The sequence below is a fragment of the Oceanisphaera litoralis genome (assembly GCF_016907015.1).
Taxonomy (GTDB): Bacteria; Pseudomonadota; Gammaproteobacteria; order Enterobacterales; family Aeromonadaceae; genus Oceanimonas; species Oceanimonas litoralis.
Genome location: NZ_JAFBBE010000018.1, coordinates 15,982 through 34,089 on the forward strand (window position 1 = coordinate 15,982; position 18,108 = coordinate 34,089).

The window sequence follows — 18,108 nt, forward strand, 5'->3', positions numbered from 1 at the left end:
TATATTACTTGATGTCGGAGAAAGGGGCGACTTATCGCGTTATTCCTTTCATTGACCTCACAAAAAAATCCCTATATTTTGGTAAATTAGCCACCAATGGCAACGGACGCTTCAGAGCATGTCGTGCTGACAAAGTAGTCGCTCGGCCCAACGGCTTGAGCAATGGAGGAATGCAATGTCTCTTTATGACCCAAAGCTTGAAAAGGATAACTGTGGTTTCGGGCTCATCGCCCATACAGAAGGCGAAGCCAGCCACAAGCTTGTCCGACTCGCAATTTCGGCATTGGATCGCATGCAACACCGCGGCGGTATCGCCGCCGATGGCAAAACCGGCGACGGTTGCGGTCTGCTGATGCAAAAACCCGATAGCTTTTTTCGCGCTGTCGCACAAGATAAAGGATGGAATCTGGGTCGCAAGTATGCCGTCGGCATGATGTTCCTCAATCCGGATCCGGTACTGGCCGAACAGTGCCGCAAAATAGTCAACGAAGAACTGGAAAAGGAAACCCTGAGCCTGGTTGGCTGGCGCGAGGTGCCGGTGAATACCCAGGTGCTGGGCGACATCGCCAAGGCGTCCCTGCCCCGCATTGAGCAGGTGTTCGTCAATGCCCCCGCCGGCTGGGTTGTAAATGACATTGAACGTCGTCTCTATATAGTGCGTCGTCGTATCGAAAAGCGCATCAATGACGAATACTTCTACGTGGTCAGCCTGTCCAATCTGGTGATGACCTACAAGGGCCTGTGCATGCCCGCCGATTTGCCCCGTTTCTACCTGGATCTGGCGGACATTCGTCTGCAATCGGCCATCTGCGTGTTCCACCAGCGTTTTTCCACCAATACTCAGCCACGCTGGCCGCTGGCACAGCCGTTCCGCTTTCTGGCCCACAACGGCGAAATCAACACCATAGGCGGTAACCGTCGCTGGGCGCAGGCCCGCGCCTACAAGTTTGGTTCGCCGCTGCTGCCGGATCTGCAGGACGCCGCCCCCTACGTCAACATCGACGGCTCCGATTCCTCCAGCCTGGACAACATGCTGGAACTGTTCCTGGCCGGCGGCATGGACCTGTTCCGCGCCATGCGCATGCTGATCCCGCCGGCCTGGCAGAAAAACCCGTCGATGGACGAAGATCTGCGCGCCTTCTACGACTTCAACTCCATGCACATGGAGCCCTGGGATGGCCCCGCCGGCATAGTGATGTCCGACGGTCGCTTCGCCGCCTGCGCCCTGGATCGTAACGGCCTGCGCCCGGCCCGTTTCGTTCGCACCAAGGACGGCTTTATCACCCTGGCCTCCGAAATCGGCATCTGGGACTACACCCCGGACGAAGTGCTCGAAAAGGGCCGGGTCGGCCCGGGCGAACTGTTCGTGGTGGATACCGCCAAGGGCAAGATCTGGACCAGCTTCGAAATCGACGACGATCTCAAGGGACGCCACCCCTACAAGGAATGGATGACCAGGCACAAGCGCCGCCTGACCCGCTTCGAAGATTTGCCCGAAGACCAGGCCGGGCAGTGCGAGCTGGATGCCGGCTCGCTGCGCACCTATCAGAAACTGTTCGGCTACTCGATGGAAGAGCTGGATCAGGTGATCCGGGTCATGGGCGAGAACGGCCAGGAAGCGGTCGGCTCCATGGGCGACGACGCCCCCATGGCGGTGCTGTCCAGCAAGTCCCGTTCCGTCTACGATTACTTCCGCCAGATGTTTGCCCAGGTGACCAACCCGCCCATCGATCCGCTGCGGGAAAATCACGTCATGTCGCTGGCCACCCTGATCGGCCGGGAGCAGAACGTCTTCAACGAGACCCACGGTCACGCCCATCGGGTTCAGTTCGAGTCGCCGATTCTGCTGTACTCCGACTTCCATCAGCTGATGAGCCTGGAGCAAACCCACTACAAGAATACCGTGCTGGATCTGAACTTCGCGCCGGAAGAAGGCCTGCAGGCCGCCATAGCGCGCCTGTGTGAAGAGGCCAGAACGGCGGTCGAAACCGGTACCGTACTGCTGGTGCTGAGCGACCGCAACATCGACAAGGACAAGCTGCCGATCCCCGCCGCCATGGCCGCGGGTGCCGTTCAGCGCACCCTGGTAGAGCACAACCTGCGCTGCGACTCCAACATCATAGTGGAAACCGCCAGTACCCGGGATCCGCACCAGTTTGCCGTCCTGCTCGGCTTCGGCGTGACCGCCATCTACCCCTACCTGGCCTATGAAACCCTGGGTCGCATGGTGGAAGACGGCGTACTCAAGATGCCCCTGCGCGAGGCGCTGCTCAACTTCCGCAACAGCATCAACAAGGGCCTGTACAAGGTGATGTCCAAGATGGGTATCAGCACCATCGCCTCCTACCGCTGCTCCCAGCTGTTCGAAGCCATCGGTCTGCATCAGGACGTGATCGAGATGTGCTTCAAGGGCGTCTCCAGCCGCGTGCAGGGCGCCTCTTTCGAGGACTTTCAGCAGGACTTGTTCAACCTGAGCCGGATGGCCTGGATTGCCCGCAAGCCCCTGAACCAGGGGGGCCTGCTCAAATATGTGCACGACGGCGAATACCACAGCTACAATCCGGATGTGGTCAATAGCCTGCAAACCGCGGTGCGCTCCGGCAACTACGAGGACTATAAAGTTTACGCCAAGCTGGTGAACGAGCGTCCGGTCGCCATGCTGCGTGACCTGCTGACCCTCAAGGAAAATGGTCGGGGCATAGCGCTGGAGCAGGTAGAGTCGGCGAATGCGCTGTTTCCCCGCTTCGACAGCGCCGCCATGTCCATCGGCGCCCTGGGTCCCGAAGCCCACGAGGCACTGGCCATCGCCATGAACCGCCTCGGCGGCAAGAGCAACTCCGGCGAGGGCGGTGAAGATGCCCGTCGTTTCAACAACCTGAAGAACTCCAAGATCAAGCAGGTGGCGTCCGGTCGCTTCGGCGTGACCCCGCACTACCTGATGAACGCCGAGGTCATTCAGATCAAGGTGGCCCAGGGCGCCAAGCCCGGTGAGGGTGGTCAGCTGCCCGGCCACAAGGTGACGGCGGAAATTGCCAAGCTGCGTTATGCGGTACCGGGCGTGACCCTGATTTCGCCGCCGCCGCACCACGATATCTATTCCATCGAGGATCTGGCCCAGCTGATCTTCGATATCAAGCAGATCAACCCCGGCTGTCTGGTGTCGGTCAAGCTGGTATCCGAGCCCGGCGTCGGCACCATCGCCACCGGCGTGGCCAAGGCCTATGCGGATTTGATCACCGTCTCCGGTTACGATGGCGGCACCGGTGCCAGCCCCCTGTCTTCGGTCAAGTATGCCGGTTCCCCCTGGGAACTGGGTCTGGCCGAAACCCAGCAGGCACTGGTGGCCAACGGCCTGCGTCACAAGGTACGGCTGCAGGTGGACGGCGGTCTCAAGACCGGGCTGGACATCGTCAAGGCCGCCATTCTGGGTGCCGAGAGCTTCGGCTTCGGTACCGGCCCCATGGTCGCCCTGGGTTGCAAGTACCTGCGTATCTGTCACCTGAACAACTGTGCCACCGGCGTGGCCACTCAGGACGAAAAACTGCGCAGGGACCACTTCCACGGCCTGCCCGAGATGGTGGAGAACTACTTCAAGTTCATCGCCGAAGAGACCCGCGAGCTGATGGCGCAACTGGGTGTGACCCAGTTGACCGATCTGATTGGCCGCACCGACTTGCTCGAGGTACTGCCGGGTCAGACCGCCAAACAGCAGAAGCTGGACCTGTCCGGCATCATCGCCAGGCCCGAGCCCAAACCGGGTCTGGGCGTGTTCTGCCAGACCGGCAACCCCAACTTCGACAAGGGTGCGCTCAATCTGAAGATCACCGAAGATGCGATGAGCGCAATAGAAGCCAGCAGTGGTGGTGATTTCTACTACAACATCCGTAATACCGACCGCTCTGTGGGTGCGCGGCTGTCCGGCGAAATCGCCCGACGTCACGGCAACCAGGGCATGGCGGCGGATCCGGTTCGCATCCATCTGGACGGCACCGCCGGCCAGAGCTTCGGGGTGTGGAACGCAGGCGGTCTGGAAATGATCCTGACCGGCGACGCCAACGACTATGTGGGCAAGGGCATGACCGGCGGCAAGCTGGTGATCAAATCCCACGTCGGCGTGGCCTTCTCTTCTCACGAGGCCACCCTGGTCGGCAACACCTGTCTGTACGGTGCCACCGGTGGCCACCTGTATGTGGCCGGCCGTGCCGGTGAACGGTTTGCGGTGCGCAACTCCGGCACCATCGCCGTGGTCGAAGGCGTGGGTGACAACGGCTGTGAATACATGACCAGCGGTATCGTGACCGTACTGGGCCGTACCGGGGTCAACTTTGCCGCCGGCATGACAGGGGGGTTTGCCTACGTACTGGATGAAGACGATGATTTCGAACTCAAGACCAACTTTGAGCTGGTCGAATTGCTGGGACTGGACGAGCTGATGATCCATCAGGAACATCTGCGCGGCATCATCACGCAACATTTGCAGGAAACCGGCAGTAACCGCGCGCAGGAAATTCTGGCCAACTTCGACCAGTACCTGCCCAAATTCAAGCTGGTCAAACCCAAATCCAGTGATGTGAAATCCCTGTTGGGCCACCAGAGCCGTTCCACCGCAGAGCTGCGGGTCCAGGCGCAGTAAAGGAAGATTGTGATGAGCCAGAACGTATTTCAGTTTATAGATGTACAACGTGTTGATCCGCCCAAGAAGCCGATCGGCACCCGTAAAATCGAGTTCGTGGAAATCTACGAACCCTTTTCCGACAGCCAGGTCGAGATGCAGGCCGATCGCTGTCTGGACTGCGGCAACCCCTACTGCGAGTGGAAGTGTCCGGTACACAACTACATTCCCAACTGGCTGAAACTGGCCAACGAGGGGCGCATCTTCGAGGCGGCGGACTTGTGTCACGAGACCAACAGCCTGCCCGAAGTCTGCGGCAGGGTCTGCCCGCAAGACCGGCTCTGTGAGGGGTCCTGTACCCTCAACGACGAGTTCGGCGCCGTAACCATCGGCAACATAGAAAAATACATCACCGACAAGGCCTTCGAAATGGGCTGGCGTCCGGACATGTCCAACGTGGTAAGAACCGATCGCAAGGTGGCCGTTATCGGCGCCGGCCCTGCCGGTCTGGCCTGTGCCGATGTGCTGGCGCGTAACGGCGTGACCCCGGTGGTGTTCGATCGTTACCCGGAAATCGGCGGTCTGCTGACCTTCGGCATTCCCTCCTTCAAACTGGAGAAGACGGTGATGAGCCGTCGTCGGGAAATCTTTACCGAAATGGGCATCGAATTCCGACTGAACACCGAAGTAGGCAAGGACATCGGCTTCCAGACTCTGCTCGACGACTACGATGCGGTGTTCCTGGCCGTGGGTACCTACAAGTATCTGCGTGGCGGTCTGAGCAACGAAGAGGCCGAAGGCGTGTACGACGCCCTGCCCTTCCTGATCTCCAATGCCAACCGGGTGCTGGGATTCGAAAAACAGGCGTCCGACTACATCGACATGGCCGGCAAGAAAGTGGTGGTACTGGGTGGCGGCGATACCGCCATGGACTGTGTGCGGACCTCCATCCGCCAGGGTGCCGATAACGTGGTTTGTGCCTATCGTCGGGACGAGGCCAACATGCCCGGCTCTCGCCGCGAGGTGCAGAACGCCAAGGAAGAAGGGGTGAACTTCATGTTCAACCTGCAGCCCACCGGTGTGCAGATCGATGCCAGCGGCAAGGTGAGCGGCGTCGAGGTGGTGTCCACCCAGCTGGGCGAACCCGATGCCAACGGTCGTCGTCGCCCGGAGCCGGTGTCCGGCTCCGAGCAGGTACTGCCGGCCGATGTGGTGATCATGGCGTTTGGTTTTCAGCCGCATGATCAGCCCTGGCTGAAAGAGTACGGCATCGAAGCCGACCAGTGGGGCCGCATCATAGCCCCCGAGCAGGCCGACTTCGCCTTCCAGACCAGTAACGCCAAGATCTTCGCCGGCGGCGACGCCGTGCGCGGCTCGGATCTGGTGGTCACCGCCATCGCCGAGGGCCGCAAGGCCGCCGAAGGCATCATGGATTACATCGGGGTGTAAGCCCGCTTCACTCCGTTGCCAAGGCCGCTCATCGAGCGGCCTTTTTTATTATTTCAGCAATATGAATCCGCCCACCCCGATCGGCCTTTCGGGTTGATGATGATAAACTCCCTCATTATTTTCGTTGCGAGAGAACCCCTTATGACTATCGGTATTATTGGCGCCATGGAGCAGGAAGTTGCCGAGCTGCGCGCTCAGCTGGACAACGCCCGGACCATCACGGTCGCGGGCTGTGAATTCTACCAGGGCACCCTGGCGGGCAAAGAGGTGGTCATTACCCGCTCCGGCATCGGCAAGGTCGCCGCCAGCATCGCCACCACCCTGCTGCTGGAACGCTTTTCCCCCAAGACCGTCATCAACACCGGCTCCGCCGGCGGCTTCGATCCGGCGCTGCATGTGGGGGATGTGGTCATTTCCAGCGAAGTGCGCTTTCACGACGTGGATGTGACCGCCTTCGGTTACGAAATGGGCCAGATGGCGCAGCAACCGGCCGCCTTCGTCGCCGATGCCGGACTGATAGCGCTGGCGCAGGAGTGCCTGGCCGAGCAGGATGACATCAACTCGGCCACCGGCCTTATCTGCACCGGCGATCAGTTCATGCACCGGGAAGATCAGCTGCAGAGAGCCGTCACCCGGTTCCCGACCATGAAGGCCTGTGAAATGGAAGCCGGGGCCGTAGGCCAGGTGTGCCATCAGTTCCAGGTGCCGTTCGTGGTAGTGCGTGCCCTGTCCGATATCGCCGGCAAGGAACAGGCCGAGTCCTTCGAGGCCTTCCTGGAAGTGGCGGCCCGCCATTCCTCCGCCATGGTGCTGGCCATGGTCGCGCGCATGCCAGGCTGAATGCGATGCTGGCTCTCTCGCTGCTCGAGCAGCCCGTCACCCTGCTGAGCATCGCCATACTGCTGAACCTGTTGCTGCCCGCCTCTCGCGTGCAGCGCATGCTGACGCATGGCCTGCTGCAACTGGGGAGTCGCCTCAACGGTGAACACTACAGTGCCCGCTATCTGCATGCCGCCGGCGGGGCGCTGCTGCTCTGCCTGCTGCCGCCGCTGGCGGCCTGCTACTGGGCACTGACGGTGCTGTCGCCCTGGCCGGCACTGCTGGAATCGCTGTTGCTGTGGTGTTGTCTGGATCTGGGGCGACTCAGCCGCGCCCTGCCCCTGTGTCTGCGGGCCAGTAGCGAACAACAGCCACTGGCCCGCCTTACGCTGGCTCCCTTGTGCCTGCGCCAGACAGATCCGCTGTCGCCGCTGGGACTGCACAAGACGCTGGCGGAAGTGGCGGTATTGCGGCTGGCAGCCGATGCCGCTCTCTTGTACTGGTATCTGGCCGGCGGCATCTATGCCGCCCTGCTGTTTGCCCTGCTGCGCTATGCGGTGCAAGCCTGGCCGCGCAAGCTGGTGCCGTGGCGCGCCTTCGGTCTGCTGCCCTCACTGCTGTATCGCATCATGGCCTGGTTGCCGTTCCATCTGCTGGCACTGACCCTGCTTATCTATCCGGGGTCGCGGCGCGCCATCAAGGCCTGGCCCCTGGGGCGTCTCTGGGCCTACCCGGCCAGCGGTCGCCTGCTGGCGGTGGCGGCGGCCGGGGTCGATGCCGGACTGGGCGGCCCCCGACGTTACACCGACGCCACCGATTACTACCCCAAGCTGGGCGGCAAGAACTACCTGAATGCCGCCTCGACCCGGGCGCTGTTATGGCGGCTGGTGATCGCCCTGCTGTTCTGGCTGTCGCTGGCCTGGACCCTGGTATTGGTGCCCTTGTTTTATGGCTAAGCGTTTCATGGTGAAGTTTTCAATGGTTAAACCCAAGGTCTTGTGGTTACTTCCCCTGTGGTTCGCAGCCCTGTTCGCCACAAATCAGGCCCGGGCGGACGAGGCCCGGGCGGACGAGGCCCGGCGCATCATCAGCCTGGCCCCCCATATCACCGAGATGCTGTTCGCCATCGGCGCCGGCGACCGGGTGATTGCAACAGATGACGCGAGTGACTATCCGGAAGCGGTCAATACATTGCCCAGGGTCGCCAATTACCGCTCGCTCAATATGGAGCGGATATTGGCATTACAGCCGGATCTGATCGTCGCCTGGGGGACGGCCCAGCAACAAATGGTGCAGCCGCTTGAGCAACTGGGAGTGGCCGTGTTTTATTCCGCACCCGGGACCTTTGCCTCGCTTGGCGATGAATTGCTGCAACTGGGTGAGCTGACCGGTCATCGGCAAGAGGCCAGTGCGGTTGTCGCCGACTATCAACGGCAGTTACACCAGCTTGAACAGGACTATCGCGATGCCAGCCCGGTGACGGTGTTTTATCAGATTGCCAGCACCCCCTTGATGTCGGCCAACGGTGATACCTGGATGGGCCAGGCGGTGAGCCTGTGTGGCGGGGTCAATATCATGGCCGACAGCCCGGCGCCCTATCCGCAGGTGAATGCCGAGCAGGTACTGGTGCAGGATCCGCAGCTGATACTGGCAGACAAGAAGGCAGAGCTGCAGCATTGGCGGCAATGGCCTGCATTGCAGGCGGTGGCGCTAGGCCATTTGCTGACTATCGACGCCGAGCTCCTCCACCGGTTTACGCCGCGTACCCCTGGCGGAATTCGTCAGTTATGCAGGCAACTGGATAAGGTCAGGGCCGCAAAATAGCGGCAATTGTGTTCATCTGGCTACCCCTATACAATGGCGCCCTTTTGATATGAGGCAAGAAACAATGCAGCCCCTGGTTGAGTCGGTATTCTATTGGAGTGATCTGTTCGGCACGGCTGTATTCGCCTTTTCCGGCGTACTGGTGGCGGGCCGGCTGCGCATGGACGGCTTTGGCGTCATAGTACTCGCTGCCGTGACTGCCATCGGCGGCGGCACCATCCGTGACCTTATCATCGATGCCGAGCGGGTATTCTGGACCGCGAACAGCGTCTATCTGTGGGTGATACTGGCCACGGCCCTGATTGGACAATATATCGCCAAGCTGCCCCGGCGGCTACCCTGGTATATTCTGCCGCTGGCCGACGCCTTCGGCCTGGCGATATTCACCATTATCGGCACCGAAAAAGCGCTGAGTTACGGAACTTCGGGCATGGTGGCTGTGGTGATGGGGGTGATCACCGGCGTCGCCGGCGGCATGATCCGCGATGTGCTGGCACGCGAAGTACCCATGGTGCTGCAGCGGGAAATCTACGCCACCGCCTGTATTCTCGGCGGCGTGCTCTACACCTGCTCACTGGCCCTGGGGATCACACCGCTGCTGGCCACCCTGCTCGGCATGCTGGGCACCTTCATCCTGCGGATCGCCGCCATTCGCTGGCACCTGTCACTGCCGGCGTTTTCACTGAACCGCTGAAGACAAGGGTGTGAGGTGAAAAGGGCGGTAGCTTGGCAATGAGCGCAGCAAATTCCAACCTCTTCACCATTGCACAGCTGAAGCAATGCCTACAGGGCGCCATTCTGTAGTCGCGCTTCAGCCGTGAAATCCTGTCTAACTAACAAGGGCAGACCCATGGTCTGCCCTTTTTGCGTGGTTAACCGTCGGCGTCAGGCGACGGTCACCTTCGCAAACTTGCGCTTGCCAACCTGATAGACCGCCTCGCCGGCCTGGACCATCAGCTTGCCGTCTTCCAGCTTGTTGCCGTCAATCTTGACCGCGCCCTGCTTGATCATGCGCAGCGCTTCCGAGGTCGAGCCCACCAGACCCGCGTCTTTCAACAGGTTGGCGATGGCGATGCCTTCGGCATCGGCGACTAGGGTCACTTCCGGCAGATCATCGGGAATGGCGTTTTTCTGAAAACGCTGCACAAAGTCCTGATGGGCCTGCTCGGCCGCCGCCTCATTGTGATAACGGCTGATGATCTCCCTGGCCAGCAGTATCTTGATATCACGCGGGTTGGCACCCTCTACCACCTCTTGTCTGAGTCCGGCCAGCTCGTCCAGGCTACGACGGGACAGCAACTCGAAGTAACGCCACATCAGCTCGTCGGACAGGGACATGATCTTGCCGAACATTTCGCCCGGCGCCTCGTCCACACCGATGTAGTTACCGGCCGACTTGGACATCTTCTTCACGCCGTCCAGCCCTTCCAGCAACGGCATGGTCAGCACTACCTGCGGCGACTGGCCGGCATCTTTCTGCAGCTCTCGGCCCATCAGCAGGTTGAACTTCTGATCGGTGCCGCCCAGCTCGATATCGGCCTTGAGGGCGACCGAATCGTAACCCTGCAGCAGCGGATACATGAATTCATGGATGGCGATGGACTGACCGGAGCCGTAGCGCTTCTTGAAGTCGTCCCGTTCCAGCATGCGGGCCACGGTCAGCTTGGAGGCCAGCTTGATCATGCCGGTCGCGCCCAGCTCGCCGAGCCAGCTGGAGTTGTAGACGATCCGGGTTTTTTCCGCATCCAGCACCTTGAATGCCTGTTCGGCGTAGGTTTTGGCGTTATCGGCAACCTGCTCCGGGGTCAGCGGCGGCCGGGTGCTGTTCTTGCCGCTGGGATCGCCTACCTGAGCGGTAAAATCACCGATCAGCAGCAGGACCTCGTGGCCCAGATCCTGAAACTGGCGCAACTTGTTGAGGATCACCGTGTGTCCCAGGTGAATATCGGGCGCGGTGGGATCCATACCCAGCTTGACCCGCAGGGGGCGGCCTTCCTTTAATTTGGCAATCAGCTCTTCTTCAACCAGTATCTCTTCGGCACCACGCTTGATTTCCGCTAACGCCGCTTCCAGCTGGGACATGACGACTCTACTCCTGTGATGTACACCTGAATGGCTGTTCCGAATACTGCCTGCTACTCGGAACAACGATTTGGATGACCCAAACAAAATAAGGGAAGCATATTACTGGAATGGCGGATAAATTGGAAAGGCTGTAAAATTCGGACTTGATCCAGGGAAGAGTATCGCATGTCCGTCATTAACAGACTCAAGTCACTGCCCCGCGGCCATAAAATCGCCCTCGGACTATTGAACGCCGCCATGGCGGTGCTGATCATGATGCCAACGGAACCGGCTGTGGCCAGCCGTGATCGGCCCGTCCTTCCCCCGTCACAGCCGGTGCGGGACACACGCCAGCCACTCGAGCTGGACGTGGAAGACGGGCCGGTGATCGACGATCACCGGCCCGTACGAGAGCTGCTGGTCAAGGTCCGTCGGGGCGATACCCTGTCCTCTATTTTTGCCCGCCAGGGACTGCCTTCCGCCCTGTTACACGAGATCAGCCAGCTGGGCGCCCATGCCGAGTCGCTGCAGAAAATCCATCCCGGAGAGCGCCTGACCTTTTCCTTCGACCAAAAAGGACGTTTTGCCGGCCTCAGTTATCCGCTGGACGCGGCGCGCACCCTGGACATCCGCCAGAGCGGCGCCGAACTGCGCAGTCGTATCATCAGCGTCACACTGGAGCATCGCATCCAGTACGCCCAGGCCTCGGTCAGCTCCAACTTCTGGGGGGCCGGCGTCAGTGCCGGACTGAGTCCGGGACAAATAATGAGCCTGGCCGCCATGTTTGCCTGGGATCTGGACTTTGGCCTCGACATCCGTGCCGGCGATCGCTTTGCCGTGCTGTACGAGCAGCGCTACAAGGACGGGATTCTGGTCGACACCGGCCACATCCTGGCTGCCGAGTTTATCAATCAGGGCAAGATTTACAGGGCCGTACGCCACGATGACGGCAATTACTATTCACCCGAAGGCCGGGCCATGCGCAAAAGCTTTCTTCGTGCGCCGGTCAACTTTTCCCATATCAGCTCCAACTTCAACCCGCGCCGTTTGCATCCGGTCACCGGCCAGGTCAAGCCGCACCGCGGCATCGATTATGCGGCCCGCACCGGCACCCCCGTGGTGGCCGCCGGTAGCGGCGTGGTGGTCGAATCCGGCTATAACCGCTTCAATGGCAATTATGTGGTCATCCGCCACGACCGTACCTACCTCACCAAATACCTGCACCTGCATCAGCGCAGGGTAAAAAAAGGAGAGAAGGTCAAACAGGAACAGCAGATCGGCACCGTCGGTGCCACCGGACGGGTCACGGGGCCCCATCTGCATTACGAGTTTCTGGTTAACGGGGTGCACAAGGACCCCAAGAGCGTGGACCTGCCTCAGGCCGCCTTTCTGTCTCGGGGCGAGCTGGACAGATTTCGCCCCAAGGCAGACAAGCTGCTGGCCCAGCTGAGCAAGGTCAGCGAGGTGATGCTGGCCAATCACTAAGGCCGGGAGCGGCCCCGCCGGGGGTTTAGCGGGCGCTAAACCCCGTCAATGCAGCCAGTCGTTGCCGCCACTCATCGGCAACCGATTCGGGATCCTCGTACGCTTGTGCCGGATGCTTGCCCCAGATGGGCCCGGGCCAGGCGGCATCGCCGGTAAAACGGGCCACATGATGCAGGTGCAGCTGAGGCACCATGTTGCCGAGGGCGGCCACATTGATTTTGTCCGCCGCCAGTTCGGTTTCCATCAGAGCGGCCACCGCGCAGGACTCTCGCATCAGCTGCTGCTGTTCTTCTTCGTTCAACCAGTGGATCTCGCGAATACCGGCTCGCTTCGGCACCAGTATCAACCAGGGGTATTGGCCGTCTCTGGCCAGTAACACCAGGCTCAGAGGCAGCTCACCCAGTATGATGGTGTCTGCCGCCAGCTGGGGATGCAGCTGAAAACGACTCACTTTTCTGCCCCGTTTTCTGCCCCTTTTTCTGCCCCGAAATGACGACGCAGGTAGGCGATGATATCGGCAGACTCGTACAGCCAGAAATACTGATCCGGCTCCGGCTCGATGCGCAGGCAGGGCACCATACGCTGGCCACCACCGGCCAGCAGCGCCTGCAGGTGCTCCGCTTCATTGGTGTCGCATTCACGGATGTCGAGCCCCAGTTCTCCGATCACCATCTTGACCCGCTCGCAATAGGGGCACCAGGCTCGCTGATACAACGCCAGCTTGTCGACGGAATCCACTGCAGGTGCGGGCTCGTTTTCGGCTCCCTTGAGCCAGTCAAACAGGGACATAGGCCGCCTTATTTGTTGTTAAGCGTCATTAAACGCGGTTACACGCTGAAAGATGAGCCGCAGCCACAGGTGCTGGTGGCGTTGGGGTTGGTCACCAGAAAGCGGGAACCTTCCAGGCCGTCGATATAATCGACGGTACCGCCAATCAGGTACTGCAGGCTCATGCCGTCCACCACCATGATGACGCCGTTCTTTTCGATTACCGTGTCACCCTCGTTGGTTTTTTCATCGAAGGTAAAACCGTACTGAAAGCCGGAGCAACCACCACCGGTGATATAGACTCGCAGGCGCAGATCGGGATTTTCCTCTTCGCTGATCAGAGCCTGAATTTTATTGGCTGCCGCATCGCTCATCTGGATCGGCAAAGGAATTGCATCGCTCATCACTACCTCTTGGATTAGTTATCAACCAAAATTATCTAATACCCGAGTAAACAGTTCAAGTATTGTCCGGGGTGGGCCAGTCAAGACTCGGGGTTCGCACGGGCCGGCGATCCATCTGCTGCTCCTGATAACGTATCCCAAGATAAGCGGTAACGGCCAGCAGGCCGGCGATCAAGGATACCACCATTAAACGACGACCGAGCGGCTGGAGCATAATACACTCCCGATAACGATAGCCGCTGTTGTACCGGCGTTAGCCGTGAATGGTACCGGCGTTAGCCGTGAATGGTGCCGGCGATAGCCGCGAATGATGCCAAAGCCATGAGTCCGGCGCCAGCAGCAAGGCCCCCATTCAAGGTCAGTCCGCTTTTTGTTATAGTCTGGTCACCCTGGCCGCACCCGCCGCCTCCGACCCTCTTCAAAGGATACCGACATGTCCAAGTCTGACGATTTATTTGCCCAGGCCCGCCGCTTCATTCCCGGTGGTGTGAACTCTCCGGTACGCGCCTTCAATGGCGTAGGTGGCACACCTCGCTTTATCGAGCGCGCCGACGGTGCCTATATCTTCGATGTAGACGGCCAGTCCTATGTGGATTACATCGGCTCCTGGGGCCCGATGATCCTGGGCCACAACGCGCCCGTGGTACGAGAAGCCGTACTGGAAGCGGTAGAACGCGGTCTGAGCTATGGCGCCCCCACCGGGGTGGAAGTGACCATGGCCGAAAAGGTCAACCAGCTGGTGCCCTCCATGGAGCAGGTACGCATGGTCAACTCCGGCACCGAAGCCACCATGAGCGCCATCCGTCTGGCTCGTGGCTTTACCGGTCGCGACAAGATCCTGAAGTTTGAAGGCTGCTACCATGGCCACGCCGACTGCCTGCTGGTCAAGGCCGGCTCCGGCGCCCTCACCCTGGGACAGCCCAACTCGCCGGGCGTGCCGGCCGATTTTGCCAAACATACCCTGACCGCCACCTTCAACGATCTGGACTCGGTCAAGACCGCCTTCGAAGCGGCCCCCACCGACATCGCCTGTATCATCGTCGAGCCCATCGCCGGCAACATGAATTGCATCCCGCCGGCCCCCGGCTTCCTCGAGGGCCTGCGCGCCATCTGTGACCAATACGATGCCCTGCTGATATTCGATGAAGTGATGTGCGGTTTCCGCGCCTCCCTTGGTGGCGCTCAGGAACGTTTCGACGTCAAACCGGATCTGACCACGCTCGGCAAAATCATCGGTGGCGGCATGCCGGTGGGCGCCTTCGGCGGTCGTCGCGACGTGATGGAGCATCTGGCCCCGACCGGCCCGGTTTATCAGGCCGGTACCCTCTCCGGCAACCCGGTGGCCATGGCCGCCGGTCTGGCGACCCTGAATGCCATCAGTGCGCCGGGGGTTTACGAACAGCTGGAACAAAGCACCAAAGCCCTGGTGGACGGCCTGCAGGCCGCCGCCGACCGGCACGGCATTCCCTTCACCACCACCCGGGTAGGCGCCATGTTCGGTTTCTTCTTCACCGAGGAAAAGCACATCAGCAGCTATGAGCAGGTGACTCGCTGTGACCTGGAGGCGTTCAAGCGCTTCTTCCATCTGATGCTGGAAGAAGGCGTTTACCTGGCGCCCAGCGCCTTCGAAGCGGGCTTTATGTCGCTGGCCCACGGTGAGCAGGAAATCGCCCATACCCTGGCCGCCGCCGACAAGGCCTTCGCCATCATGAAAGGCTAACTCGCCTACTCCGGCCGCTGGATCTCCACCAGCGGCCCTTCCAGCAATTCCACGCTGTTCCCATCCGGATCCACAATGAACACATAGCGCAAGCAGGTCTGTCCCGTGACCGGCGACGGTTTTTCCGTCAGTATGCCGGCGCCGTGCAGCCCGGTCAGCGCCTTGTCCAGATCATCCACCTGCAAGGCAAAATGGCGCAGCCCCAGCCGATAACCGGTGGCCCAGGGCGGCAGAGAAGACAACTCGTCTTCAGCATCGGCACGAAAGCAGTAAAGTTCCAGCAAGGCCTGGCCCAGTCGTAGATGGCAAATCTGCAGCTGGCCTGCATCATCCTGCCAGCGATAAACCGACTCGAACCCCAACCCCTTGTAGAAGCCTTCAGAAACAGACAGGTCATGCACACTCAGGGTGACATGATGAAAAGAAAACATGAGCCGTTCCTCCATCTACATACTATTGAGCATATACGGAGATGGAAGCTTTCACCTTTCTATGACCGAAGAGAGGGCCCGTGAGGGGTGAGGGGTGAGGGGTGAGGGGTGAGGGGTGAGGGGTGAGGGGTGAGGGGTGAGGGGTGAGGGGTGAGGGTGATACCGCTTATCTTTCACTCCTCATCCCTTGCGTGCTCTGTCAGCGGGCGAAGTTGAAGATATCCTTCAGCCAGTCGCTAATCTGCTCACCGGCCTCGGGCAGCGTCGGCGAGCTCGGTCGACAACCCCTAATCCCCGGCAAATCGGCGGCCCTGGCCGGTAATAATCGGGTCGGTTCACAGCGGGGATCGGCCGGCATGCCATCGCTGACCGCGAAGTTGACCTGATCGATACCGGCGGGCGACGTCAGTTCCAGCGAGTCGACTCCCCGCCCATCCAGATAACGACTGTATACCCGAAGGGCACCGCTGGATCCGGTCAGACCGGTCACGCCGTTATCGTCACGGCCCACCCAGATACTGACCAGCTCTTCGTTATCCAGACCCGCATACCAGGTATCCCGCAGATCGTTGGTGGTACCGGTCTTGCCCGCCATCACCCGATTGGGGAATCGTGCCGCCAGATGTGCGGCAGTACCACCGTCCACCGCCTTGGTCATGCCATAGAGCGCCAGATACCCGGCTTCCGGCTCCAGCACCCGCACCGCCTTGGCGCCGTGTTGATACAGCAGTTCACCCTGCTCATCCTGAATGGCGCGAATCGAGGTCAGCGGCTGATAGAGCCCCTGATTGGCCAGGGTCAGGTACATCTGATTGACCTCGAAGGGGGTCAGTTCCAGGGTGCCGAGCATCAGCGACGGATAGGCGGGGATCGGCTGCTCCACTCCCAGCCGCTTGAGACCCTCGATCACCTTGTCCAGCCCGATGGCCATGCCCAGATTTACCGTCGGCACGTTCAGCGACTTGGACAGGGCATCGATCAGCATCACCTGCCCCCGGAACTGGCGATCGTAGTTATTGGGTCGCCACACCTGTCCCGCATCACTGCGCAGGCTGATGGGCTCATCCTTGATCACACTGCCCAGGGTATAGCCGTTGGCCAGCGCTTCTACATATACGGCCGGCTTGATCAGCGAGCCGATGGGCCGTCGCGCCGACAACGCCCGGTTGAAGCCGGCAAAGCTGGGGTCCGCGCCACCGACCACGGCACTGACTTCCCCCTTACGCCAGTTGGTCACCACCATGGCGGCTTCCAGATCGGATTTTTTGGTGTTGGCGCGCAACTGCTTCAACTGCTCTATCACCGCCAGCTCGGCGCTGTGCTGGGCGATGGGATCCAGGCTGCTGAAAATCTTGAGGCCGTTCTGACGCAGAAAATCGGCGCCGAACCGCTCCTTCAGCTCCTGCCGAAGCAGGCCCATGAAGCCCGGCGTCCGACCGTAGCCCATGCGTCCCCGCTCGATCAGCTGCAGTGGCGTGCTGCTGGCCCGCTCATAGGTCTGCCGGTCGATATGGCCTTCGTTGGCCAGTAACCGCAGCACCAGATCGCGCCGCTCCTGTGCCCGCTCGGCATTACGCCAGGGATCGTAATAGGAAGGCCCCTTCACCAGCGCCACCATCAGCGCCATCTGATCCGGATTCAGCTCGCTCAGCGGCAGGCCGAAATAGAAATAGCTGGCCAGACCAAAGCCATAGACGCCCTGGGCGCCATTCTGTCCGAGATAGACCTCGTTGAGGTAGGCTTCGAGGATCTCGTCCTTTTCATAGCGAAAGTCGATGATCAACGCCATATAGGCTTCCTGGATCTTGCGCCACAGGCTGCGATCCTGGGTCAGGAAGAAGTTCTTGGCTAGCTGCTGGGTCAGGGTGCTGCCGCCCTGCACGGTGCGCCCGGCCTTGATGTTGACCACCAGGGCACGCAGTATCGCCAACGGCGAGACACCGTCGTGCTGATAGAAATCCCGATCTTCGACCGTCAGCAAGGCGGTGACCAGCAAGGGAGGCACCTGCTCCAGCCGCACCAGCAAGCGATCTTCCCGCTGCTCTACGTTGAGCCTGTCGAGCAACACCGGATCCATGCGCGCATACCCCAGCTCCCGGCCGTTGCCCGGATTCTGCATCCGCTTCAACCGCTGGCCTTCGAAGGTCAGCAACATGGAGCGGGCCGCCTCGGCGCCGTCGGAGAAATTGAAGGCCCGGCGATGAATTTCAATGCGGCTGTCGGTCACCGAATATTCACCGGGGCGGCCGGGGCTGGCTACCTTGCGGTAGTTGAGCAACTGCAGCTCCCGCAGCATCTGCGCATGGGACAGCTTCTGCCCCGGAAACAGCTCCAGCGGCCGGCTATAGACCAGCGCCGGCAGCGCCCACTTCTGGCCCTCGAAACGTTCCTTTACCTGGCCGTCCAGATAGATGCCGAAGATGCCCATCAGCACGGCACCCACCAGCGCCAGCTTGAACAGCAGGCCCCACCATGAACGACGCGGTTTCACGGGCTTTTTTCTCGATTTTCGGGTCTGTTTTTTTGCCATAA

Annotated in this window: 15 protein-coding genes; 8 read left to right on the top strand and 7 right to left on the bottom strand. The window is 60.5% G+C overall.

Going from position 1 to position 18,108, the window contains the following annotated elements; all coding sequences use genetic code 11:
* The first annotated feature begins 175 nt into the window (after positions 1-175).
* From gltB to HNR62_RS11745, 6 genes are all read left to right on the top strand, one after another.
* The gene (gene gltB / locus HNR62_RS11720; RefSeq protein WP_204796279.1) at positions 176-4,633 is read left to right on the top strand and encodes a glutamate synthase large subunit; all 4,458 of its coding nucleotides are present in this window, start codon (positions 176-178) and stop codon (positions 4,631-4,633) included.
* Between the two features lie 12 nt (positions 4,634-4,645).
* Positions 4,646-6,061: an FAD-dependent oxidoreductase gene (locus HNR62_RS11725; protein ID WP_204796280.1), complete on the top strand. Its 1,416-nt coding sequence runs from the start codon at positions 4,646-4,648 to the stop codon at positions 6,059-6,061.
* A 141-nt stretch (positions 6,062-6,202) separates the two neighbouring features.
* Positions 6,203-6,901, top strand: coding sequence for a 5'-methylthioadenosine/S-adenosylhomocysteine nucleosidase (gene mtnN / locus HNR62_RS11730; RefSeq protein WP_204796281.1), 699 nt, complete (start codon positions 6,203-6,205; stop codon positions 6,899-6,901).
* Positions 6,902-6,906: 5 nt separating this feature from the next.
* Positions 6,907-7,836, top strand: a complete 930-nt coding sequence (locus tag HNR62_RS11735) for a cobalamin biosynthesis protein (RefSeq protein ID WP_204796282.1) — start codon at positions 6,907-6,909, stop codon at positions 7,834-7,836.
* A gap of 22 nt (positions 7,837-7,858) precedes the next feature.
* Positions 7,859-8,704, top strand: a complete 846-nt coding sequence (locus tag HNR62_RS11740; RefSeq protein ID WP_204796283.1) for a cobalamin-binding protein — start codon at positions 7,859-7,861, stop codon at positions 8,702-8,704.
* A 64-nt stretch (positions 8,705-8,768) separates the two neighbouring features.
* On the top strand, positions 8,769-9,398 hold the full coding sequence (locus HNR62_RS11745; protein WP_204796284.1) for a trimeric intracellular cation channel family protein: 630 nt from the start codon (positions 8,769-8,771) through the stop codon (positions 9,396-9,398).
* A gap of 191 nt (positions 9,399-9,589) precedes the next feature.
* Here the strand turns inward: HNR62_RS11745 and tyrS are convergent, their stop codons facing one another.
* Positions 9,590-10,786 carry a tyrosine--tRNA ligase gene (gene tyrS, locus HNR62_RS11750; RefSeq protein WP_204796285.1) on the bottom strand — a complete coding sequence of 399 codons (1,197 nt, stop codon included), beginning with the start codon at positions 10,784-10,786 and terminating at the stop codon, positions 9,590-9,592.
* 168 nt (positions 10,787-10,954) lie between these two features.
* Here tyrS and HNR62_RS11755 point away from each other — a divergent pair, with 168 nt between their 5' ends.
* The gene (locus HNR62_RS11755; RefSeq protein ID WP_204796286.1) at positions 10,955-12,253 is read left to right on the top strand and encodes a peptidoglycan DD-metalloendopeptidase family protein; all 1,299 of its coding nucleotides are present in this window, start codon (positions 10,955-10,957) and stop codon (positions 12,251-12,253) included.
* 25 nt (positions 12,254-12,278) lie between these two features.
* On the opposite strand, the gene HNR62_RS11760 is transcribed toward HNR62_RS11755, so the two are convergent.
* The 4 genes from HNR62_RS11760 to HNR62_RS11775 are packed head-to-tail and all read right to left on the bottom strand — an operon-like array spanning position 12,279 to position 13,639.
* Positions 12,279-12,704 (bottom strand): HIT domain-containing protein, encoded by a 426-nt coding sequence (locus HNR62_RS11760; RefSeq protein ID WP_338044107.1) that lies wholly within the window; start codon positions 12,702-12,704, stop codon positions 12,279-12,281.
* Positions 12,701-13,042 (bottom strand): glutaredoxin family protein, encoded by a 342-nt coding sequence (locus HNR62_RS11765; RefSeq protein WP_204796287.1) that lies wholly within the window; start codon positions 13,040-13,042, stop codon positions 12,701-12,703. The genes HNR62_RS11760 and HNR62_RS11765 overlap by 4 nt, the downstream gene beginning before the upstream one ends.
* A 38-nt stretch (positions 13,043-13,080) precedes the next feature.
* Positions 13,081-13,425, bottom strand: a complete 345-nt coding sequence (erpA, locus tag HNR62_RS11770) for an iron-sulfur cluster insertion protein ErpA (RefSeq protein ID WP_204796288.1) — start codon at positions 13,423-13,425, stop codon at positions 13,081-13,083.
* A 55-nt stretch (positions 13,426-13,480) separates the two neighbouring features.
* Positions 13,481-13,639, bottom strand: coding sequence for a hypothetical protein (locus HNR62_RS11775; protein WP_204796289.1), 159 nt, complete (start codon positions 13,637-13,639; stop codon positions 13,481-13,483).
* Between the two features lie 219 nt (positions 13,640-13,858).
* Between HNR62_RS11775 and hemL the strand changes: the two genes are divergently transcribed.
* On the top strand, positions 13,859-15,145 hold the full coding sequence (gene hemL, locus HNR62_RS11780; RefSeq protein ID WP_204796290.1) for a glutamate-1-semialdehyde 2,1-aminomutase: 1,287 nt from the start codon (positions 13,859-13,861) through the stop codon (positions 15,143-15,145).
* Between the two features lie 5 nt (positions 15,146-15,150).
* Here the strand turns inward: hemL and HNR62_RS11785 are convergent, their stop codons facing one another.
* Both HNR62_RS11785 and mrcB read right to left on the bottom strand, forming a co-directional pair.
* Complete coding sequence (locus tag HNR62_RS11785) at positions 15,151-15,576, bottom strand: VOC family protein (protein WP_204796291.1); 426 nt, start codon at positions 15,574-15,576, stop codon at positions 15,151-15,153.
* Between the two features lie 199 nt (positions 15,577-15,775).
* Positions 15,776-18,106, bottom strand: coding sequence for a penicillin-binding protein 1B (gene mrcB, locus HNR62_RS11790; RefSeq protein WP_204796292.1), 2,331 nt, complete (start codon positions 18,104-18,106; stop codon positions 15,776-15,778).
* Between the last annotated feature and the right edge of the window lie 2 nt (positions 18,107-18,108).

Excerpts from the sequence above, each read along its gene's own strand:
- gltB (WP_204796279.1), top strand. The coding sequence starts at position 176 with ATGTCTCTTTATGACCCAAAGCTTGAAAAGGATAACTGTGGTTTCGGG.
- HNR62_RS11725 (WP_204796280.1), top strand. The coding sequence starts at position 4,646 with ATGAGCCAGAACGTATTTCAGTTTATAGATGTACAACGTGTTGATCCG.
- mtnN (WP_204796281.1), top strand. The coding sequence starts at position 6,203 with ATGACTATCGGTATTATTGGCGCCATGGAGCAGGAAGTTGCCGAGCTG.
- HNR62_RS11735 (WP_204796282.1), top strand. The coding sequence starts at position 6,907 with ATGCTGGCTCTCTCGCTGCTCGAGCAGCCCGTCACCCTGCTGAGCATC.
- HNR62_RS11740 (WP_204796283.1), top strand. The coding sequence starts at position 7,859 with ATGGTTAAACCCAAGGTCTTGTGGTTACTTCCCCTGTGGTTCGCAGCC.
- HNR62_RS11745 (WP_204796284.1), top strand. The coding sequence starts at position 8,769 with ATGCAGCCCCTGGTTGAGTCGGTATTCTATTGGAGTGATCTGTTCGGC.
- tyrS (WP_204796285.1), bottom strand. The coding sequence starts at position 10,786 with ATGTCCCAGCTGGAAGCGGCGTTAGCGGAAATCAAGCGTGGTGCCGAA.
- HNR62_RS11755 (WP_204796286.1), top strand. The coding sequence starts at position 10,955 with ATGTCCGTCATTAACAGACTCAAGTCACTGCCCCGCGGCCATAAAATC.
- HNR62_RS11765 (WP_204796287.1), bottom strand. The coding sequence starts at position 13,042 with ATGTCCCTGTTTGACTGGCTCAAGGGAGCCGAAAACGAGCCCGCACCT.
- erpA (WP_204796288.1), bottom strand. The coding sequence starts at position 13,425 with ATGAGCGATGCAATTCCTTTGCCGATCCAGATGAGCGATGCGGCAGCC.
- HNR62_RS11775 (WP_204796289.1), bottom strand. The coding sequence starts at position 13,639 with ATGCTCCAGCCGCTCGGTCGTCGTTTAATGGTGGTATCCTTGATCGCC.
- hemL (WP_204796290.1), top strand. The coding sequence starts at position 13,859 with ATGTCCAAGTCTGACGATTTATTTGCCCAGGCCCGCCGCTTCATTCCC.
- HNR62_RS11785 (WP_204796291.1), bottom strand. The coding sequence starts at position 15,576 with ATGTTTTCTTTTCATCATGTCACCCTGAGTGTGCATGACCTGTCTGTT.
- mrcB (WP_204796292.1), bottom strand. The coding sequence starts at position 18,106 with ATGGCAAAAAAACAGACCCGAAAATCGAGAAAAAAGCCCGTGAAACCG.